The organism is Luteimonas gilva (assembly GCF_005239095.1).
GTDB classification, from domain to species: Bacteria; Pseudomonadota; Gammaproteobacteria; order Xanthomonadales; family Xanthomonadaceae; genus Luteimonas_C; species Luteimonas_C gilva.
Genome location: NZ_SZUA01000002.1, coordinates 473,533 through 492,299, shown reverse-complemented (window position 1 = coordinate 492,299; position 18,767 = coordinate 473,533). Strand labels below are relative to the sequence as shown.

Here is an 18,767-nt window from a genome sequence, read left to right as displayed (position 1 = left end):
CCTTCGGGTCGGGAACGCAGGCTGCCGGGCGGCCATCTCATAGGTTGCGACATAAGTAAGCCCTCTCCCGCAAGCGGGAGAAGGTGCTCACCCATTCAATAGCCCGCCGCGTCCAGAGCCTTGTCGGCCTCCTTGCGCCCCAATTCGATCATCTCGCCGGCGCGCCAGAATTCGTAGAACAAGCAAGCGTCGCGCGGAATGCGGATCACCAATTCGGGCGGATCCAGCGCCATCTGCACGCGCGCGATCTGCGCCTGCATGGTGTCCAGCGAACGCGCCATGATCTCGCTGAAGCCGATACCCTCTTCGGTCTGCTCCTCGACGCGGCGGCGCAGATGCTTTTCCACCCAGGCGCCGAAGCGGTGCGGACGCATGGGCGGCGCGTCCGGCTTAGCCGGTTCGCCCGGCGGCGATTCGGGCCAGCCGTGCATGTCCACCGCGATCAGCCGATGCGCATCGGACAGGCGCGTGGCGGTGATCGGCAACGGCGCCAGCAATCCGCCGTCGACCAGTTCGCGGCCGTGGACTTCGGCCGGCGTGAACAAGCCGGGAATCGCGAACGAAGCGCGGATCGCCTGCCACAGCGGGCCCTGGCGCAGCCAAACTTCGCGCTGGCGCATCAGATCGACCGCCACCGCGACGAAGGTGATCGGCAGCGCTTCGATGTTCGGATCGCCGACCACCTCGCGCATGGTTTCGATCAAACGCTCGCCGCGGAACAGGCCGTTGCCGCCGAGCGAGGGATCGAGCATGCGCACGAAATCGCCGCGGCTCATCTCTTTCAGCCGGGCGCTGAACTCCGGCAGCTTGCCGGCCGCGAACACGCCGCCGACCAGCGCGCCGCTGGACGAACCGGCGACGGTGACGATCTTCAGGCCGCGCGCCTGCAGCGCTTCGATCACGCCGATCTGGGCGAAGCCGCGCGCGCCGCCCGCGCCCAGCGCCAACGCGACCGGTTCGCCGCGTTCGATCTTCGGGGCCTCGGCCGCGGCCATCGTCAATTTCGGTCGTACTGGCTCAGCGCCATCAACAGCAGCGAACGCGCCTGCTCGCGCAGCGATTTGGGTTCGACGATTTCGGCGTCGCTGCCGTAGTGCAGCACGTCCATCAGCAATTCCCGCGGCGTGCCGTAAGGCACCTTCAGCTCGTAGCGGCCGTCCGGCAGCCAGCGGCCTTGCTGCAGCGAATGCCAATGCTCGTCGGCCACCCAGCGCGCGGCCTTGGGACTGAACACGATCGTCGCCCAGCCTTTCGGTTCGCCGGAAAAGATGCCGTAGCTGGAAGACAGGTGCTGGTCGAGCTGCGCATCGGCGATGTCGTCCGCCGGCTCTTCCAATACGCGCGCGTTGCCGATCCGGTCCACCGAAAAACTGCGCAAAGCCGAGCGCTCGTGATCCCAGGCGTCCAGATACCAATTGTCGCGGTAGTGGGTGATGCGTTGCGGCGACACCGTGCGCCGGGTCTTCTCGTCGGTCGAACGCGCGCGGTATTCGAACGCCAGCTTCTTGCGCTCCAGCACCGCGGAAGCGGCGGTGCGGAAAGCGTGTTCGTCGGTGCGGCGCGTGCGGTGCGGGATCACGCGGACCCGCTCCACCGGCCAGCGCTTGCCGCCGGCGTGTTCGGACAGCAGGCCGTCGATGCGCTGGTTCAAAGGCGCCAGCGCGCTGGACAGCACGCCGCCGCCGGTGCGCGCCAGCAATTGCTGCGCGGCCAGCAGCGCGTGCAGCTCTTCCGAGCTCAGCCACAAGCCCGGCAATTCGAAGCGGCCGGCTTCGCCGGATTCGTAGCGGAAGCCGGCTTCGCCGTCGCCGACCACCGGCGCCATCAGCGCATCGCGCAGGAAGGCCAAATCGCGGTAGACAGTGGCGCGCGAGCAGCCGAGTTCCTCCTGCAGCCGCGGCACCGTCACCGGATAGCGCGCGGACTTCAGGATGCGGTGCAGGGCGTTGATGCGCTCGTAGCGGTCCATGGGGGCGGATTGTGCGAAGGGAGCATGACCGCGATGGGGTCGGCCTGCCGTTTGTGCAAGGATACCGCCACGCCATCGAACAGGGAGTTTCGCATGCGCCGCTTCGTTCCGCTCGCCCTCGTCGCCGCGCTGACCGTTCTGGTCGGCTGCAAGCAGCAAACCGAACCCGCCGGACCGGCCGCCGCCCAGGAGTCCGCCCCCGCGGCCGCGCCCTCGCCCGTCGCCGCGGCCGCCGAAGCGTTGGCCCCCACCAGCCCCAAGGACGAGATCAAGGCCGCGATGGCCGCCTTCCTGGAAGCCAAGAGCTTCCATGCCGACATGGAAATCGACAATCCGCAGATGCCCGGCGGCAAGATGAAGGCGACGATGGACTTCGTCGCGCCCGACCGCTACCGGATGCAGATGCCGATGGGCACCCAGACCATCGTCGGCGACACCCTGTATATGACGATGCAGGGCAAGACGATGAAAGTGCCGATGCAGAAGGACCAACTGGCCCAGTGGCGCGATCCGGGCAAGATCAACGAACACGAAGCGACCATGACGGTCGAAGCGCAAGGCAGCGACGCCGTGGACGGCACGCCCGCGCGCAAATACGCCGTGCGCAACACCCAGCCGCAGCCGGTGGAAATGACGCTGTGGGTGAGCGAGGCGCATCTGCCGCTGCAGATACTCAACCGCATGGAGATGCAGGGCAAGAGCGTGGAAACGCGGATCCGCTACAGCCGCTACAACGACGCCTCGATCAAGATCGATCCGCCGCAGTAGACCGCTTTATGCAGGAGCGGCTTTAGCCGCGAGCTCTTCCCCCCGAAATCGCCGCAATGCCGCGATTTGAAGAAAAAGTTCGCGGCTAAAGCCGCTCCTACGAAAAGCCGCCTACAAAAGCCGCTCCCACAATAAAGCCGCGCGCAGGCACAATACGCGCCATGCGCGCGCCCGCTCCGAAAGAGCCAGCCCTGAACACCTCGCCTTCGCCGGGCGACGAGGTCAAGACGACCACCTGCTACATGTGCGCCTGCCGCTGCGGCATCAAAGTGTGGCTGGCCGACGGCAAGATCCGCTACATCCAGGGCAATCCCGCGCATCCGGTCAACCAGGGCGTGATCTGCGCCAAGGGCGCGTCGGGGATCATGCAGCACTACTCGCCGGCGCGGCTGGACAAGCCCTTGCTGCGCGTGGGCGAGCGCGGTAGCGGCGAGTTCCGCGAGATTTCCTGGGAAGAAGCGCTGGACATCGCCGCCGGCTGGCTGGCGCCGATCCGCGAACGCAATCCGGACGAGCTGGCCTTCTTCACCGGCCGCGACCAATCGCAGGCGCTGACCGGCTGGTGGGCGCAGCAATTCGGCACCATTAACTACGCCGCGCACGGCGGTTTCTGCTCGGTGAACATGGCCGCCGGCGGCCTGTACACGCTGGGCGGCTCGTTCTGGGAATTCGGCGAGCCCGATTGGGAGCACACCCGTTATCTGATGCTATGGGGCGTGGCCGAAGACCACGACTCCAATCCGATCAAACTCGGCCTGGGCAAATTGAAGGCGCACGGCGCGAAGATCGTCGCGGTCAATCCGGTCCGCACCGGCTACGGCGCGATCGCCGACGAATGGATCGGCATCCGGCCCGGCACCGACGGCCTGTTCGCGTTCGCGCTGATCCACGAATTGCTGCGCACCGATCGGATCGATCTCGACTATTTGGTGCGGTACGCGAACGCGCATTGGCTGGTGGTCCGCGATCCTGGCGGCGCGGAAGACGGCTTGTTCGCGCGCGACGCCGACGGGAACCCGCTGTGCTGGGATCGCGCGGGCGCCGAAGCGCGCGCCGATGCGATCGGCATTTCGCCCGCGATCGTCGGCGAATACCTGCTCGCCGACGGCCGCCTGGCCAATCCCGTCTTCCAACTCGTCGTCGAACGCTATCTCGATCCGCAGTATTCGCCCGACGCGGTCAGCGAACGCTGCGGCATCCCCGCCGACACGATCCGCCGCATCGCCCGCGAACTCGCGCAGAACGCTTTCGACACGAACCTGCGCCTGCCGATCGCCTGGACCGACGCCTGGGGACGCGAACACGCCGACATGCCCGGCCGACCGGTGGCGATGCACGCGATGCGCGGTATCAGCGCGCACAGCAACGGCTTCCACACCTGCCGCGCGCTGCACCTGCTGCAATTGCTGCTGGGCGCGGTGGACACGCCCGGCTCGTTCCGCTACCAGCCGCCGTTCCCCAAACCGATTCCGCCGCCGAACCGGCCCGGCCGCAAGCGCAAGGACAACGGCGCGCTCGACGCGCCGCCGCTGGGCTTCGTGCATGCGCCGGAGGATCTGGTCGTCGACGAAAACGGCCGGCCGCGCCGGATCGACCACGCTTATTCGTGGAGCTATCCGCTGGCCGCGCACGGCATGCTGCACACGGTGATCCGCAACGCCCACGCCGGCGATCCTTATCCGATCGACACGCTGCTGATGTTCATGGCGAACATGAGCTGGAATTCGGCGATGAACACCGCGCAGACCATGCGCTGGCTGACCGACAAGCGCGAAGACGGCGAATACCGCATCCCGCGGATCATCTATTCCGACGCCTACGCGTCGGAAATGGTCGCCTACGCCGACCTGGTGCTGCCGGACACGACCTATCTCGAGCGCCACGACTGCATCAGCCTGCTGGATCGCCCGATTTCCGACGCCGACGGCGCCGCCGATGCGATCCGCCATCCCTTGTTCGAACCGTCCACGCAGCGCGAGGGCCGCGACGCGCGCGGCTTCCAGTCAGTGCTGCTCGAACTCGGCGCGCGATTGGGATTGCCGGGGATGGTTCATGCCGACGGCTCGCCGATCTACCGCGACTACGCCGACTACATGGTCCGCCACGAGCGCGCGCCCGGCGTGGGCCTGCTCGCCGGCTGGCGCGGCGAAGACGGTTCGCTGCACGGCAAAGGGCCGCCGAATCCGGACCAATTGCAGCGCTACATCGACAACGGCGGCTTCTGGCGCGAAGAGATCCCCGAACATGCGCGCTATTACAAGATGGCCAACCGCGGCTATCTGGAATGGGCGCAGCGTTTCGGCTTCGTCGGCTCCACCGAACCGATCGCGTTGCAGTTGTATTCGGAGACGCTGCAGAAATTCAGGCTGGCGGCGCAGGGACATGGCGCGACTTTGCCGCCGGCCGAACATCGCGCACGGGTAGCGACCTATTTCGATCCTCTGCCGATCTGGTACGAGCCGTTCGAGGGCGCGGAAATCGACGCGGTGAATCGCGAGTTCCCGCTCTCGGCCATCACTCAGCGGCCCATGTTCATGTACCACGCCTGGGGCTCGCAGAACGCCTGGCTGCGCCAGATCGCGGCGCGCAACTATCTCTATCTGCATCCGGACACCGGGCGCAAATACGGCATCGACGACTTGGATTGGGTAACGGTCGCTTCGCACAACGGCGAAATCCGGGTGCAGGCCAAGTTCGCGACCAATACGCAGGCCGACACCGTGTGGAGCTGGAACGCGATCGGCAAGCGCAAAGGCGCATGGCGATTGGCGAAGGACGCGCCGGAAGGCGAGAAAGGTTTCCTGCTCAACCATCTGATCTCGGACAAGCTGCCGAAAAGCGATTACGCCAATGCCGATCCGGTCACCGGACAAGCGGCGTGGTTCGATTTGCGGGTGAACCTTCGCAAGGCCGATACGGATGCGTCCGAATCCGAGCCGCAGTTCGCGCCCATCGGTTTCGGCGAGGCGAACGAACGGCCGCTGCGCTACGGCGCCGAATTCCGCAAGAAGGCGCAACGATGACCGACCTGCCGCCGCCGTCGAAAAAGAAACTCGGCCTGGTCATCGACCTGGACACCTGCGTCGGCTGCCACGCCTGCGCGACCAGCTGCAAGGAATGGAATTCCGGCGGCATCGCCGGGCCGCTGACGGACGAGAATCCATACGGCAAGGATCCGTCGGGGGTGTGGTTCAACCGTGTGCATAGTTACGAGATCGCGGCGGAAACTCACCCTCACCCAGCCTCTCCCGCAAGCGGGAAAGGGGCGCAAGCAGAGGCTTCGAAGCCGCAACCGGCGATGACGCTGCATTTCCCGCGCAGCTGCCTGCATTGCGAAACTCCCGCTTGCGTCACCGTCTGCCCCACAGGCGCCAGCTACAAGCGCGCCGAGGACGGCATCGTCCTGGTCGACGAAGACAAATGCATCGGCTGCAAGCTCTGCAGCTGGGCCTGCCCTTACGGCGCTCGCGAATATTCGGCCGTCGAAGGCGTGATGAAGAAATGTACGCTGTGCGTGGACCGCATCTACAACACGAACTTGGACGAAAGCGAACGCCAGCCGGCCTGCGTGCAGGCCTGCCCGACCAAGGCGCGCCATTTCGGCGACCTCGGCGATCCCGAATCGAAAGTCTCCAAGCTGGTGGCCGAGCGCGGCGGCGTGGCGCTGATGCCCGAACTGGGCTACCAGCCGGTCAACCGCTATCTGCCGCCGCGGCCGCGGCGCGGCGCTTCGGACGAGGCCACGGCCGAAGCGCCGTCCAAAGCGACGGCGGCGTCGCATTGGCTGGATAGGATCCTCAAACGCTGAAGCGGTCACGTTTTTTGGGCGACGCGTCCGCCCGTTCCGGCGCCGTCATTACCGCGCAGGCGGCAATCCAGTGACTTTCGCTTTTGGTTTCAAGTACTTTGTCGGCCTATCGAACGGCAAAGCCGCTGGAGCCCCGTCTGCGGACATGACGGCTCAGAGCAAAGCAGGAACCACCGACGCATGCATCCCGCCCTCTCCGTCATCTTCTTCACCACCTTGTCCGGCGCCGGCTACGGGCTGCTGGTCTGGCTGGGCATCTCGACTTCGCTGCTGCAATCGCGCGGCAAGCTCGGCATGGAATTGGTGTCGCTGCAATTGATCGCCGCGGCGATCGGCATCGTGCTGGTGACGGTGGGGCTGCTGTGCTCGCTGGGTCATTTGGGCAAGCCGCAGCGCGCGTGGCGGGCGATGTCGCAATGGCGCACGTCCTGGCTGTCGCGCGAAGGCGTGCTGTCGCTGCTCACCTATCTGCCGACGATGGCGATGATCTATCTGCTCTGGCAGGGCAAGCAGAACGCCGACACGTCCGGGATGCTGGCCGTGGCCGGCTTGCTGACCACGATGCTGGCGCTGGCCACGGTCGCCTGCACGGCGATGATCTACGCCTCGCTCAAGCCGATCCCCGCCTGGAGCCATCCGCTGGTGCTGCCGGGCTATCTGCTGTTCGCCCTGCACACCGGCGCGGCGCTGCTGTTCCTACTGATGTTGTGGCGGCTGCCCGATGTCGACGCGGGCGTGGGCCTGTCCCGCATCCTGGCCGTGTTGGGCGTGCTGGCGGCGCTGCTGAAGCTGCTGTACTGGCGCGAAACCGACCGCGGCGCGCTGCCGACCCGCGGCGCCGCCGTCGGCCTGCCCGGCCGGGAGGTGGAGGTGTTCGAACGCCCCCACACCGAAGCCAACTACATCACCCGGGAAATGGCTTTCGAAGTCGCCCGCGAAAACGGACGCCTGCTGCGCTGGCTCGCGCTGGCCCTGTTCGCCGGCGTGCCGTTGCTGGCGGCGGTGGCGATCCAGGCTTCGCCCAAGGCCGCCGCGGGTTTTTTCCCGGTGACGGTGGTGGCGATCCTGGCCGGCACCTTCATCGAACGCTGGTTGTTCTTCGCCCAGGCTAAACACCTGGTGACCCGCTACTATTGAGCGGCGGGCCGGGTCTTGGGATCGTCGCAATCCGGCGGCATAATAGCCATGTAATCGTTTACATCCGAGGAAAAGCGCCATGTGGGCCGCCTGGTGGTTCGCCGTGATCGGCCAACCCCTGTCACCGCTGACCCTGCTCGAAACGCCCGACCAGCCGCTGGCGGTCGCGGTCGAGGCTGCGCGCATGTCTTCGCTGCCCACCTGCTACAGCCTGGTCTGCGGCGATGCGGAGTGGTCGAACCGCGATTTCCTCGAGGTCGGCCGCGCCGACAAGGAAGGCCCGCAACCCTTGCCCGGCCAACCGGTCAGCGGCCGGCGCCTGAGCGCACCGCCCTCGTCCCGCGATTGGATGGACAGCTACGCCAAGGATTGGCGGGTCGGCGCCCGCTACGGCGTGGCGGCGATCCGGCGGCCGCAGACCCAGGTGAGCGTGGTGTTCGGCACCGGCTACCGGCTGCAGCCCTGGGTCGACGACGGCGTCGGCACGACCGGACCGGTGGCCCGCGCCAGCCTGGATTTCACCCAGCGCTTCGGCGACCGCGCGCGCTGGAGCCAGCAGGTGCAATTGGAAACCGGCCGCGACCGCAGCAGCTTCCTGCGCAACGCGATCAGCTTGGACATCGAGCTCAGGCCGCAAGTCACCCTGAAATCGGGCGTGGAGACGCGCCGCGCCGAAAGCGGCGGCAACGCCACCACCGAGACCGAAGGCTCGGTCAAGTTGCAGTACGCGTTCTGAGCGGCGGCGCCGTCTGTAGAGTCGAGCCTGCTCGACTGCTTTTTCGCAAACAGGAGCAGTCGAGCAGGCTCGACTCTACAAAAGCGTCGTCAGCGGTGGGCGCTGAGCCAATCGGCGGCGCCTTGGTCCAACAACCGCTGCGCGACCTGCAGGCCCAAGGCTTCGTGCGCATCGGCTGGGCCTTCGCCTTGCGCGCGCAGCACGCGGCCGTTCTCGACGTCGCCGACCAGGCCCTGCAGCCGCAGGTTTTCGCCATTCAATTCGGCGTAGGCCGCGACCGGCACATGGCAGCTGCCGTGCAAGGCGCGATTCATCGCACGCTCGGCTTCCACGCGGATGCGCGTCGGCGCGTGATCGAGCGCCGCGCACAACGCGCGGGTGCGCGCATCGCCTTCGCGCGCTTCCACGGCGATCGCGCCCTGCGCCGGCGCGGGCAGCCAGTCGGGCGCCTGCAAGCGCACGCGGATGCGATCTTGAAAACCCAAGCGCTGCAAGCCGGCGCAGGCCAGCACGATCGCGTCGTAGTCGCCGGCATCGAGTTTGGCCAAGCGCGTATTGACGTTGCCGCGCAGATCGAGCAATTCCAAATCCGGACGGCGCGCGCGCAACTGCGCTTGCCGGCGCAGCGACGAGGTGCCGACCCGCGCGCCTTGCGGCAAGGCGTCGAGCGAAGCGTAGGCGTTGCTGACGAAAGCGTCCGCCGGATCGGCGCGCTCCAGGATCGCCGGCAGGGCGAAGCCCGCTTCCAGCACCATCGGCACGTCTTTCAGCGAATGCACCGCGCAATCGGCTTCGCCGCGCTGCATCGCCACTTCCAGTTCCTTCAGGAACAGGCCTTTGCCGCCGATCGCCGCCAGCGAGCGGTCCAGCACCTCGTCGCCGCGGGTGCTCATCGGCACCAGTTCGACGTTCAGGCCCGGATGCGCCGCGCGCAGCGAAGCGGCGACGTGTTCGGTCTGCCATAGCGCGAGCGGGCTTTTGCGGGTGGCGATGCGGAGGATTTCCATGCGCGCATTATCGCCGATCTTCGCTTCTCCCCCTTTGAAAAAGGGAATACAGGGGGATTTGCTTTTCGCGGCGATCTGCCGATCCGCGTAAATCCCCCTCGATCCCCTTTTTCAAAGGGGGAAGAACAGCAGGCTATAGGTGCTTGACCGTTTCCTTCAGCCCCGTCACGCAACGCCGGCTGACCTCCAACGGCTGCTTGCCGTGGCGCAGGATCGCATGCACGTGCCCGTCCGGCCCGCGCTTGAGCTCCACCAGTTCGTGCCGCGCCACCAGGCAGTTGCGGTGGATGCGCACGAAACGGTCGCCGAATTCCTCTTCCAGCGACTTCAGCGATTCTTCCAGCAAATCTTCGCCGCGGGCGTGGTGCACCACCACGTATTTCTCGTCGGCCTGCAGGTAGTGCACGTCCTCGATCGGGATCAAGCGCAGGCTGCCGCGCATGCGCGCGCACAGGTGGGTGCGCAGGCGCCCGGACGGTTGCGCGGCGTCGCGTTCGCGGCCGGCGGCGAAGGTGCGCACGCGCTCGAGCGCGGCGGCGAGGCGTTCGGCGCGGACCGGTTTGAGCAGGTAGTCGATCGCGGCGGCATCGAACGCGGACAGCGCGTGCGCATCGTAGGCGGTGCAGAACACCACCGCCGGACGCGGATCGAACGCGGCCAGATGGCGCGCCGCTTCCAAACCGTCGATGCCGGGCATGGCGATGTCGAGCAGGACCAGATCCGGATCGTGCTCTGCGCAGGCGTGCAGCGCTTCGCGGCCGTCGCCGGCTTCGGCGACCACTTGCACGCCGGGTTGCTCGGCGAGCAGATCGCGCAGGCGCTCGCGCGCCAGGGGTTCGTCGTCGGCGATGATGATCTTCAAGCGCGGCCCGTCCTCATGGCCGCCGGGCATAGCCCAGCGGCAAGCTGAGTTCGCAGACATAGTAGCCCTCCGCCGCGCCGGCGGTCATCCGCGCGCGCGGGCCGAAGGCGTAGGCCAGGCGATGGCCGATGTTGCGCTGGGCATGGCCGGCGCCGGCCGCGACCGGCGGCGGCGTACTCGGCGCGGGATTGCGCACCCGGATCCGCAGCCAGCCCTCGTCGGCTTCGAGTCCGATCTCCACCGTGCCGCCTTCCGGCATCCGCGACACGCCGTGCAGCACCGCGTTTTCGACCAGCGGCTGCAAGGTCAGGCGCGGCATCGGCTGCGACCAGGGCAAGGGCTCGCGCTTGTCCCAGGCGATGCTCAAGCGTTCGCCCAAGCGCAAGGATTCGATCGCCAGATAGCGCTCGGCCAATTCGACTTCTTCGGCCAAGGTGGCATTGCTTTCGCCGGCGCCGAGCGCGGCGCGGAACAGATCGGACAGGTCCAGCACCGCGCGTTCGGCGACCGCCGGCTGGCTGCGCAGCAAACTGGCGATGAGATTCATGCTGTTGAACAGGAAATGCGGGCGGATCCGCGCCTGCAGCGCATCGGCTTCGGCGCGCGCGTTGGCGTTGACTTGCGCGCGCCAGCCGTCGATCGCGTAGAAATAGCGCAAGGCCAGCGCGGTGATCAGCGCCACGATCGCCGCGCTGCCGCCGACGAAGCGCCAGAACCCGGGCAGTCCGCCGGCATCGCCGACGCTCGCGAACAGCGCATGCACGACGCCCGCCGCGGCCACCGCCACCGCCGCGGCCACGCCCACCGCGATCAGCGAACCGGTGCGCGGCGGCCAGCGCGACAGGCTGCGCCGCATCCGGCACAGCAGCACCGACACGCTCAGCGCCAGCCACAACGCGAAACCGCTGGCGTGGACGAAGGCGCTGGCGTCCCAGCCGCGCGCGCCGTCCGGCGCCAGGATCACCACCACGACCGCGAGTTCGGCCAGCCCCAGCAGCGTGCCGACGCGGTGCAGCCGGCACAGGTCGGGAAACCAAAGCTCGTTGTCGCGAGGATCGGACATGTCAGGGCGATGCGAACAACCGCGACAGCCAATCGCCGAGGTCGCCGATCTCTTCGGCGCACACTTGATGCGCCATCGGATAGTGGTGCCAATCGACGGCGAAGCCCAACATCTTCAGCAACGATGCGGTGTACTCGCCGGCGGCGAACGGCACCACCGGATCCTGGATGCCGTGGCCCATGAACAACGGCTGCGCGACCGCGGCCTCGGCGAGGAATTCGGCGGCCTTGTTGGCGGCGGGCAGATACGTCGACAAACCCACCAGCCCCGCCAGCGGTTCGCTGCGGCGCAAGCCGGCCGCGAGCGCGATCGCGCCGCCTTGCGAAAAGCCGGCCAAAACGATCCGCGACGCCGGCACGCCGCGCTCGCGTTCGCGGGCGATCAAGGCTTCAACTTGAACGATAGACTCGGCCACGCCGGTTTCGTCGGCGCGGTTGGCCAGGTCGAAATCGACGATGTCGTACCAGGCCCGCATCCGTATGCCGCCGTTGATGGTGACCGCGCGCTGCGGCGCGTGCGGGAACACGAAGCGCAGCGCCGGCCATTCGCGGCGCACCAACTCCGGCACGATCGGCGCGAAGTCGTGGCCGTCGGCGCCCAGGCCGTGCAGCCATAGCACGGTCCAGCGCGGGTCGGGCGCGGTTTCGTGTTCTACGGTTTCCAGTAAGGCCATCGCTTCCTCCGTTCGGGAGGATTGTGCCCGAAAGCGGCGATCGGCTCCCTTTCCCGCTGCGGGAGAGGGCTGGGGTGAGGGCGCGCGGAATATCAATCGCGTCGAAAGCGCGCATTCGGCCGGGTCAACGTTCCAGGCGGACGATTGTTAGTCGCGGCCTTGCGTATCTGCGCGCCCTCACCCAACCCTCTCCCGCAAGCGGGAGAGGGCTAGAGTCGCGCGGGATTATTTCGCCGACATCGAATACGGCCGCTGCGCCGTACCCCAAGCCTGGTTCGGCTCCGCCTGCATGACGAACTTCAACTCGCCGCCGGCCATGATTTCGCTGTGTTCGAGGTACGCTCGATCCAACGGTTTGCCGTCGAGCGTCGCGCTGCCGATGTAGGTGTGCGCGTCGTCCAAGCCTTCGGCGATCACGGTGAAGCGCTTGCCGTTGGGCAGGTTCAACGTCGCCCGCGGCAGGAACGGGCGGCCGATCACGTATTGGTTGCTGCCCGGCGCCACCGGATAGAAACCGAGCGCGGTGAACACGTACCAGGCCGACATCTGCCCCAGATCGTCGTTGCCCGCCAGGCCGTCGGGGCGCGGCGCGTACTGGCTGTCCATGATCGCCTTCAAGCGCGCCTGGGTGCGCCAGGGCTGACCGGCGTACGCGTACAGATAGGCGACATGATGGCTGGGCTCGTTGCCGTGCGCGTACCAGCCGATCAGGCCGGTGATGTCTTCCATGTGCTCGAAGATCTTCGGATCGACCTTGGCGTCGAACACGGCGTCGAGCCTGGCGAGCAGCTTATCTTCGCCACCGTGCGCCCGCGCCAAGCCGGCCACGTCCTGCGGCACGTACCACGAGTATTGCCAGGCGTTGCCTTCGGTGTAGTCGGTGCCGTAGCCGCTGGCGGACGGATCGAAAGGCTCGCGGAACGCGCCGTCGCGCTTGCGCGCGCGCATGAAGCCGGTCTTGTCGTCGAAGGCATGCGTCCAATTGCCCGCGCGCTTTTCGAACCGCGCGGCGACGTCCTTGCGGCCCATCGCCTGCGCCATGCGCGCGATGGTCCAATCGTCGAACGCGTATTCCAAAGTCTTAGCTGCGGCTTCGCCTTCCTCGTCGATCGGCACATAGCCCAGTTCCATGTACTGGGCGAGGCCGTCGTAAGGGCCGTAGCTGGCGCTGGCGACCATCGCGTCCAAGGCCGCGTTCGCGTCGTAGCCGCGGATGCCTTTCATGTACGCGTCGGCGATCACCGGCACCGCGTGGTAGCCGATCATGCACCAGGTCTCCTGGCCGTGGAACGCCCACACCGGCAGCACGCCGTACGGGCTTTCGCGGCGCGCGGCGAGCAGCGAATTGACGAAATCGTTGGTGCGCCGCTCCGGCTGGATCAGCGTCAGCAGCGGATGCAGCGCGCGATAGGTGTCCCACAGCGAGAACGTGGAATGGTTGCGGAAGCCTTCGGCTTTGTGCACCGCGTTGTCGGGGCCTCGATAGCGGCCGTCGCTGTCCATGAACAGGCTCGGGCCCATCAGCGTGTGGTACATCGCGGTGTAGAAGCTCTTGCGCATCGGCGCGGACGCGTCCACGTCGATCGCCGACAAGGCCTGCGTCCAACTCCGCTTGGCCTGGGCGCGGACCGCGTCGAAATCCCAGCCCGGCATCTCGGCGTCGAGGTTGGCGATCGCATTCTCTTCGCTCACCGGCGAGATCGAGACCTTCACCACCAGCGGCCCACCGGGCTGGGCGAAATCGAAACTGCCGACCAGCTGCCGGCCTTCGATCTGCGCACGCTGCTTCGGATCTTTTTCGCCCGGCGGCGGAAAGCCTTTGTAGGCGACATCGGTTTCGGTGTCGTGGAAAGCGTGGCCGCTAATCGGCGCGGAGAAGCGCATCGCGAAATACAGCTGACGGCCGGGCGCCCAACCGCGCGTTTCGCGGAAGCCGGTGACGGTGCCGTCCGGACGCAAACGCAGCCGCGACCACAGCACCTTGCCGGGATAGTCGTACAGGCTGCTGCGCAGATCGATCAGCACATGCGCCGGCTTGCCCTGCGGAAAGCGGTACCGGTGCACGCCGACGCGTTCGGTGGCGGTGAGCTCGGCGCGGATCGCATAGTCGTCGAGCGTGACCGCGTAATAACCCGGCTGCGCGACTTCGTCCTCGTGGCCGAAGCGCGAACGGTAGCCGCTGCCCGGCTTGGCGCTGTCGCCGCGCTCCAGCTTCACTTCGCCGGCGATCGGCATCAACAGAATGTCGCCCAGGTCGGAATGCCCCGTGCCGGAGAAATGCGTGTGCGAGAAGCCGACGATGCTGCCGTCGCTGTAGCGATAACCCGCCGCCCAACCGTAGGCTTCCTTGCGCGGCTTGATCTCCGTATCGGGACTGAGCTGCACCATGCCGAACGGCACCACCGCGCCCGGGAAAGTGTGACCTTCGCCGCCGGTGCCGATGAAAGGATCGACGGCGGCGTAGGCGCTCGCTCCGTTATTGGCCCCGTATACATTCGAAACGAGCAGCAGGCCTACCGAAACAGCGGCGAGCCAGCGCCGCGCATGCATCGACTTCCCCATCCCGGACTCCCCGATCGGCGATTTAGAACGTTCTAAACCCCGAAATTACCACGCTTGCCGCCGTGCCGCGATCCGCAGGCTTGTGTAGAGCGGAGCTTGCTCCGCTGCCCCGGCCTCTGCTGTTGTAGGAGCGGCTTCAGCCGCGAGCTTCCTCTCTCAAATTCCGCAGTGTCGCGATTTGAAGGAAAGAGCTCGCGGCTGAAGCCGCTCCTACAAGAGCTAAACTCAAGCCTTAGCGCGCAGCTGCGACGCGCGACGCAGCACTTCCGGCGGCGCGCTTTCCTCGGGTATGCGGAAAATCCCCCAGCGCCGCAGCGCCAGCCCCAGTTTGCGCGACGAACTCAGCGCCACGATCGGCATCGACAGCACCAAGCCCAGGATCACCGGAGACATCCACGCCGCCAACGCCGGCGAAATCGCGTACGCGATGCCGCCCATCAGCAAGCCCAACAAGGTCATGCCGCCGTAGCTGCGCAGCAAGCCCGACCACGGCAAGGTGCCGTCGTCGCGGCGCTGGGTTTCCCAGCCCGAATCCTTGCCCGCCAGCACTTCGGCCACGCCGCGCGACTGCACGTACATGGTGATCGGCGCCATCAGCGCCGCCAGCACCGTTTCCAGCAGCATGCCGGCGAAGGTGCGCAGCGCACCGCCGCAGCCGCGGCGCAAATCGCGGTCGAACAGCATCGCGATATAGCCCAGCACCTTCGGCGCCAGCAGGATCGTCATCGTGAACACGAACACCCAGACGAAGCGCTGCGGATCCTGCTCGCGCCAGAACGCGGTCGGCGAGAAGCCGGACAACTGGATGTTGTTCCAGGACAAGCCCGCGTGGTACAGCGGTATCGCCAATCCGACCAGCATCAGCATCGCCCACATCGGCGCGGTGAAGTATTGGCCGATGCCGATCAGCAGATGCCAACGGCTGACCCAATGCAGGCCTTTCGCCGGCAGCACCGCGCTGTGCTGCAGATTGCCTTGGCACCAGCGGCGGTCGCGCACCAGCATGTCGGTCAGCGAGGGCGGACCTTCCTCGTAGCTGCCCGGCAAGCCCGGCTCCATGTACAGCGCCCAGCCGCCGCGGCGCAGCAGCGCGGCTTCGACGAAATCGTGGCTGAGCACCGTACCGCCGAAAGGCTTGTGCCCGCGCAGTTCCGGCAAGCCGGCGTGCGCGGCGAACGCGGCGGTGCGGATGATGGCGTTGTGGCCCCAGTAGTTGCTTTCGGCGCCATGCCACCAGGCGATGCCGTGGGCGACGATCGGCCCGTACACGCGCCCCGAGAATTGCTGCATCCGCGCGAACAGCGTGTTGCCGTTCACCACCACGGGGAAGGTCTGGATCAGCGCGACGTCGGGATGCCGCTCCATCGCGCCGGCCAAGCGCACGATGGTGTCGCCGCTCATCAGGCTGTCGGCGTCAAGAATCAGCATCTGCGGATAAGCGCCGCCGAAGCGGCGCAGCCATTCGGCGATGTTGCCGGCCTTGCGTTCGGCGTTGTCGGTGCGGCGCCGGTAGAACAATCGCTCGTCGCCCAAGCGGCGGCGCAGATCGGCGAACGCCGCTTCCTCGGCCGCTTGGATCTCGGGCTTGGTGGTGTCGCTGAGCACGAAGAAATCGAATTGGCCCAGTCGGCTCGTCGCCGCGACCGATTCGTAGATCGCCTGCAAGCCGGCCAGCAATCGTTGCGGATCTTCGTTGTAGGTGGGCATGAGCAAGGCGGTGCGGGTGGACAGCGCCGGCAATGGATCGCGCGGCGACAAGCCGAGCCGGGCCTGCCGGTGCGACAGCAAGCGGACGAAACCGGCGACCGCGCTGACGAAGGCCTGCGCGATCCAAGCGAACAAGGCGACGAACAGCAGCAACAGCAGCGCTTCGAGCACGTCGATGCCGCCGCCGCGCAGCAGCCACCAGATCTGGTACGCCGCGACGAGGGTCAGCACGGCGGAGCCGCCGATCACGCAGGTTCGGCGCCATGCCACCCCGTTCGGCGCGGAGGCGAGCGTGCCGACCGGCGCGCGGCCTTCGCGCAGCGACTGGATCGGCATCGCCAGCGGCGCTTCGGCCGGCAGCAGCGGCGACGGCGCACGCGGCGGCGGGGTCGGCGGGGCGGCGATCACGGATTCCATCGATACAGCCAGGTTTCCGACAGCGGGCCCTTCGCGTCCTTCAAGCGCGCGCGCAATTCGATGTCCGATTGCCCACGCGGATCGAGTTCGAAACTCATCCGCCAATGGCCGGTTTCCGCATTGCGGTAAGCCACCGCATTGCGCAATTCGCCCTTCGACGCCAGGGCGTCGACTTGCAGCTTGGCTTCGGCCGGCATCGCGTCCAGACGTCCGCCGGCCAACTCGATCACGATCAAGCGACCGGCCTTGGGCGCCTTGCCGATGCGCGTGCTGGCCACGACCGCGAGCTCGCGCTGCCATGCGTGGTCCATGCACCAATGCAGGCGATAACCGAAGCGGTATTCGCGGCCCGCGGCGAAGGCTTGCTTCGGCCGCCAGAAAGCGACGATGTTGTCGTGGTATTCGTCCGCCGTCGGGATCTCGACCAGGATCACCGCGCCCTCGCCCCAATCGCCGATCGGTTCCACCCACAGGCTCGGCCGCTTCTGGTAGCCGGCTTCCAAATCCAGGTAGTCGGAGAAGGCGCGCTTGCGCTGCATCAGGCCGAAGCCGCGCGGGTCGACGTCCTGGAACGCGCTCATCTGCACCGCTTTCGGATTCTGCAGCGGACGCCAGACCTGTTCGTTGCGGCCGTTGAGCAAGGCCAGGCCGTCGGAATCGTGCACGGCGGGACGGTAATCGTCGACGCCGACGCGGTCGCTGGCGTCGAAATCGAACATGCTGGTCAGCGGCGCGATGCCGGCGCGCGCCAGCTCGACGCGCGGATACAAGCGCATGTCGACGTCGAACACGGTTTCCACGCCCGGCTTGATCGCGAAGCGGAACGCCGCGGCGGCGCTGGGACCGTCGAGCAAGGCGTGCACCACCACCGCATCGGCGCTTTTCGCCGGACGCTGCAGCCAGAACGCTTTGAATACGGGGAATTCCTCCGGCTCCGGATCGCCGGTCTTCAACGCCAAGCCGCGCGCGGACAGACCGTAGCTTTGGCCCTTAGCGACCGCGCGGAAATAGCTGGCGCCGAGGAAGGCGGCGATCTCGTCGAAATAATCCGGACGGTTGATCGGCCCGTGCAGGCGGAAACCGGCGAAACCCAGATCGCTCACCTTCGGCGCGGGCGAGCGGCCGTAAGTGAACATGTCCGGCGAATAGACCACCGGCGCGGCTTTGCCGTCGACGACCTCGTAGATGTCGACGCGTTCCTTATGCAGGAAGCCGCGATGAAAGAACTGCGCCTGGAACGGCACGCCCAGCCCGCGCCACAGCGCGCGATCGGCGCGGTAGCGGTAGTCGCGGTATTGGTCGTAGCCGATCTTGGCCAGCTCGGCGGGCAAAGTCTCGTCGGGCGGGCGGTACGGATTCGCGGCCAAGGATCGTGCCAAGCCGGCGACGGTGTCGTCGTCGAACGGCGTCGCGCTCTTCGGCGTCGCTGCAAACGTTTTCATGCCGCCGTCGAACAACGAAAGCAACGGCAACGACAAACCGGCCAAGATCACTTCGCGACGGCGCACGTGAATTTCTCTAACGATTGCGGACGGCCGCGCACTATACGATCCGGCTCGCGGCCGAACGTAAACCGGCGTTCACACGCCCGCGTACCGCGCGGCTTGCGGTCATTCGATCCAGGTGGTGTCGAAAACGCCGTTCTCGTGGATGTCGATCATCTCCAACGGACCGGGGCCGTGATTGCAGAATGCGTGCGGCACCCCGGCGGGTACCACCACGATTTCGCCCGCGCCGCAGATCAGCGTTTCCTCTCCGATGGTGAAACGCACGTTGCCCTTGCGGATCACGAAAGTCTCGGGGTACGGATGCTTGTGCGCTTTCGCGCCCGCGCCCGGCGCGTCGATCGCATTGGCGATCACGCAGATGCCCGAGCCGCGCGAAGCGCCTTGCCACTCTCCCGCGAATCGGTCCGCGCTCAGCCATTCGTCGGCGGCGCTGACCGTCACCGGCGTCGTTGTCGGCTTGTCCGGCATACGTCCTCCCGCGGCTCCGTCAAAATGTGATTATTTATCATCTATCGGCCTGTTGCGCGGAATGGAGAACGCGCGCTTCAAG

Annotated in this window: 15 protein-coding genes; 5 read left to right on the top strand and 10 right to left on the bottom strand. The window is 66.8% G+C overall.

All coding sequences use genetic code 11. The features are described 5' to 3' along the window. Positions 1–95 precede the first annotated feature (95 nt). Together FCE95_RS10185 and FCE95_RS10180 are read right to left on the bottom strand one after the other, a co-directional pair. Entirely contained in the window at positions 96–995 is a 900-nt protein-coding gene (locus FCE95_RS10185) for a patatin-like phospholipase family protein (RefSeq protein ID WP_137266910.1), read from the bottom strand. A 2-nt stretch (positions 996–997) separates the two neighbouring features. Beyond that, positions 998–1,969, bottom strand: a complete 972-nt coding sequence (locus FCE95_RS10180) for a helix-turn-helix transcriptional regulator (RefSeq protein WP_137266909.1) — start codon at positions 1,967–1,969, stop codon at positions 998–1,000. Positions 1,970–2,062: 93 nt separating this feature from the next. On the opposite strand from FCE95_RS10180, the gene FCE95_RS10175 reads away from it, so the two are divergent. From FCE95_RS10175 to FCE95_RS10155, 5 genes are all read left to right on the top strand, one after another. Next, the gene (locus FCE95_RS10175) at positions 2,063–2,737 is read left to right on the top strand and encodes a LolA family protein (protein ID WP_137266908.1); all 675 of its coding nucleotides are present in this window, start codon (positions 2,063–2,065) and stop codon (positions 2,735–2,737) included. A 161-nt stretch (positions 2,738–2,898) separates the two neighbouring features. Continuing rightward, on the top strand, positions 2,899–5,760 hold the full coding sequence (locus FCE95_RS10170; RefSeq protein WP_137266907.1) for a molybdopterin oxidoreductase family protein: 2,862 nt from the start codon (positions 2,899–2,901) through the stop codon (positions 5,758–5,760). After that, on the top strand, positions 5,757–6,545 hold the full coding sequence (locus FCE95_RS10165) for a 4Fe-4S dicluster domain-containing protein (protein ID WP_137266906.1): 789 nt from the start codon (positions 5,757–5,759) through the stop codon (positions 6,543–6,545). Before FCE95_RS10170 ends, FCE95_RS10165 begins: the two co-directional genes overlap by 4 nt. A 180-nt stretch (positions 6,546–6,725) precedes the next feature. After that, positions 6,726–7,682 carry a dimethyl sulfoxide reductase anchor subunit family protein gene (locus FCE95_RS10160; protein ID WP_137266905.1) on the top strand — a complete coding sequence of 319 codons (957 nt, stop codon included), beginning with the start codon at positions 6,726–6,728 and terminating at the stop codon, positions 7,680–7,682. A 79-nt stretch (positions 7,683–7,761) separates the two neighbouring features. Continuing rightward, positions 7,762–8,418, top strand: a complete 657-nt coding sequence (locus FCE95_RS10155) for a DUF481 domain-containing protein (RefSeq protein ID WP_137266904.1) — start codon at positions 7,762–7,764, stop codon at positions 8,416–8,418. Between the two features lie 89 nt (positions 8,419–8,507). On the opposite strand, the gene hemC is transcribed toward FCE95_RS10155, so the two are convergent. The 8 genes from hemC to FCE95_RS10115 form a co-directional block, all read right to left on the bottom strand. Beyond that, a complete protein-coding gene (gene hemC / locus FCE95_RS10150) occupies positions 8,508–9,425 on the bottom strand; it encodes a hydroxymethylbilane synthase (protein ID WP_137266903.1) in 918 nt (305 codons plus the stop codon). Positions 9,426–9,558: 133 nt separating this feature from the next. Continuing rightward, positions 9,559–10,317 (bottom strand): LytR/AlgR family response regulator transcription factor, encoded by a 759-nt coding sequence (locus FCE95_RS10145; RefSeq protein ID WP_189644763.1) that lies wholly within the window; start codon positions 10,315–10,317, stop codon positions 9,559–9,561. After that, the gene (locus tag FCE95_RS10140; protein ID WP_137266901.1) at positions 10,301–11,350 is read right to left on the bottom strand and encodes a sensor histidine kinase; all 1,050 of its coding nucleotides are present in this window, start codon (positions 11,348–11,350) and stop codon (positions 10,301–10,303) included. Before FCE95_RS10140 ends, FCE95_RS10145 begins: the two co-directional genes overlap by 17 nt. A gap of 1 nt (position 11,351) precedes the next feature. After that, a complete protein-coding gene (locus tag FCE95_RS10135; RefSeq protein WP_137266900.1) occupies positions 11,352–12,023 on the bottom strand; it encodes an alpha/beta hydrolase in 672 nt (223 codons plus the stop codon). 225 nt (positions 12,024–12,248) lie between these two features. Beyond that, positions 12,249–14,585: a GH92 family glycosyl hydrolase gene (locus FCE95_RS10130; RefSeq protein WP_137266899.1), complete on the bottom strand. Its 2,337-nt coding sequence runs from the start codon at positions 14,583–14,585 to the stop codon at positions 12,249–12,251. A gap of 225 nt (positions 14,586–14,810) precedes the next feature. After that, positions 14,811–16,709, bottom strand: a complete 1,899-nt coding sequence (gene mdoH / locus FCE95_RS10125; protein WP_137266898.1) for a glucans biosynthesis glucosyltransferase MdoH — start codon at positions 16,707–16,709, stop codon at positions 14,811–14,813. Then, on the bottom strand, positions 16,697–18,217 hold the full coding sequence (locus FCE95_RS10120) for an OpgD/OpgG family glucan biosynthesis protein (RefSeq protein WP_223266851.1): 1,521 nt from the start codon (positions 18,215–18,217) through the stop codon (positions 16,697–16,699). Before FCE95_RS10120 ends, mdoH begins: the two co-directional genes overlap by 13 nt. A 102-nt stretch (positions 18,218–18,319) precedes the next feature. After that, the gene (locus tag FCE95_RS10115; protein WP_137266897.1) at positions 18,320–18,685 is read right to left on the bottom strand and encodes a cupin domain-containing protein; all 366 of its coding nucleotides are present in this window, start codon (positions 18,683–18,685) and stop codon (positions 18,320–18,322) included. Positions 18,686–18,767 lie beyond the last annotated feature (82 nt).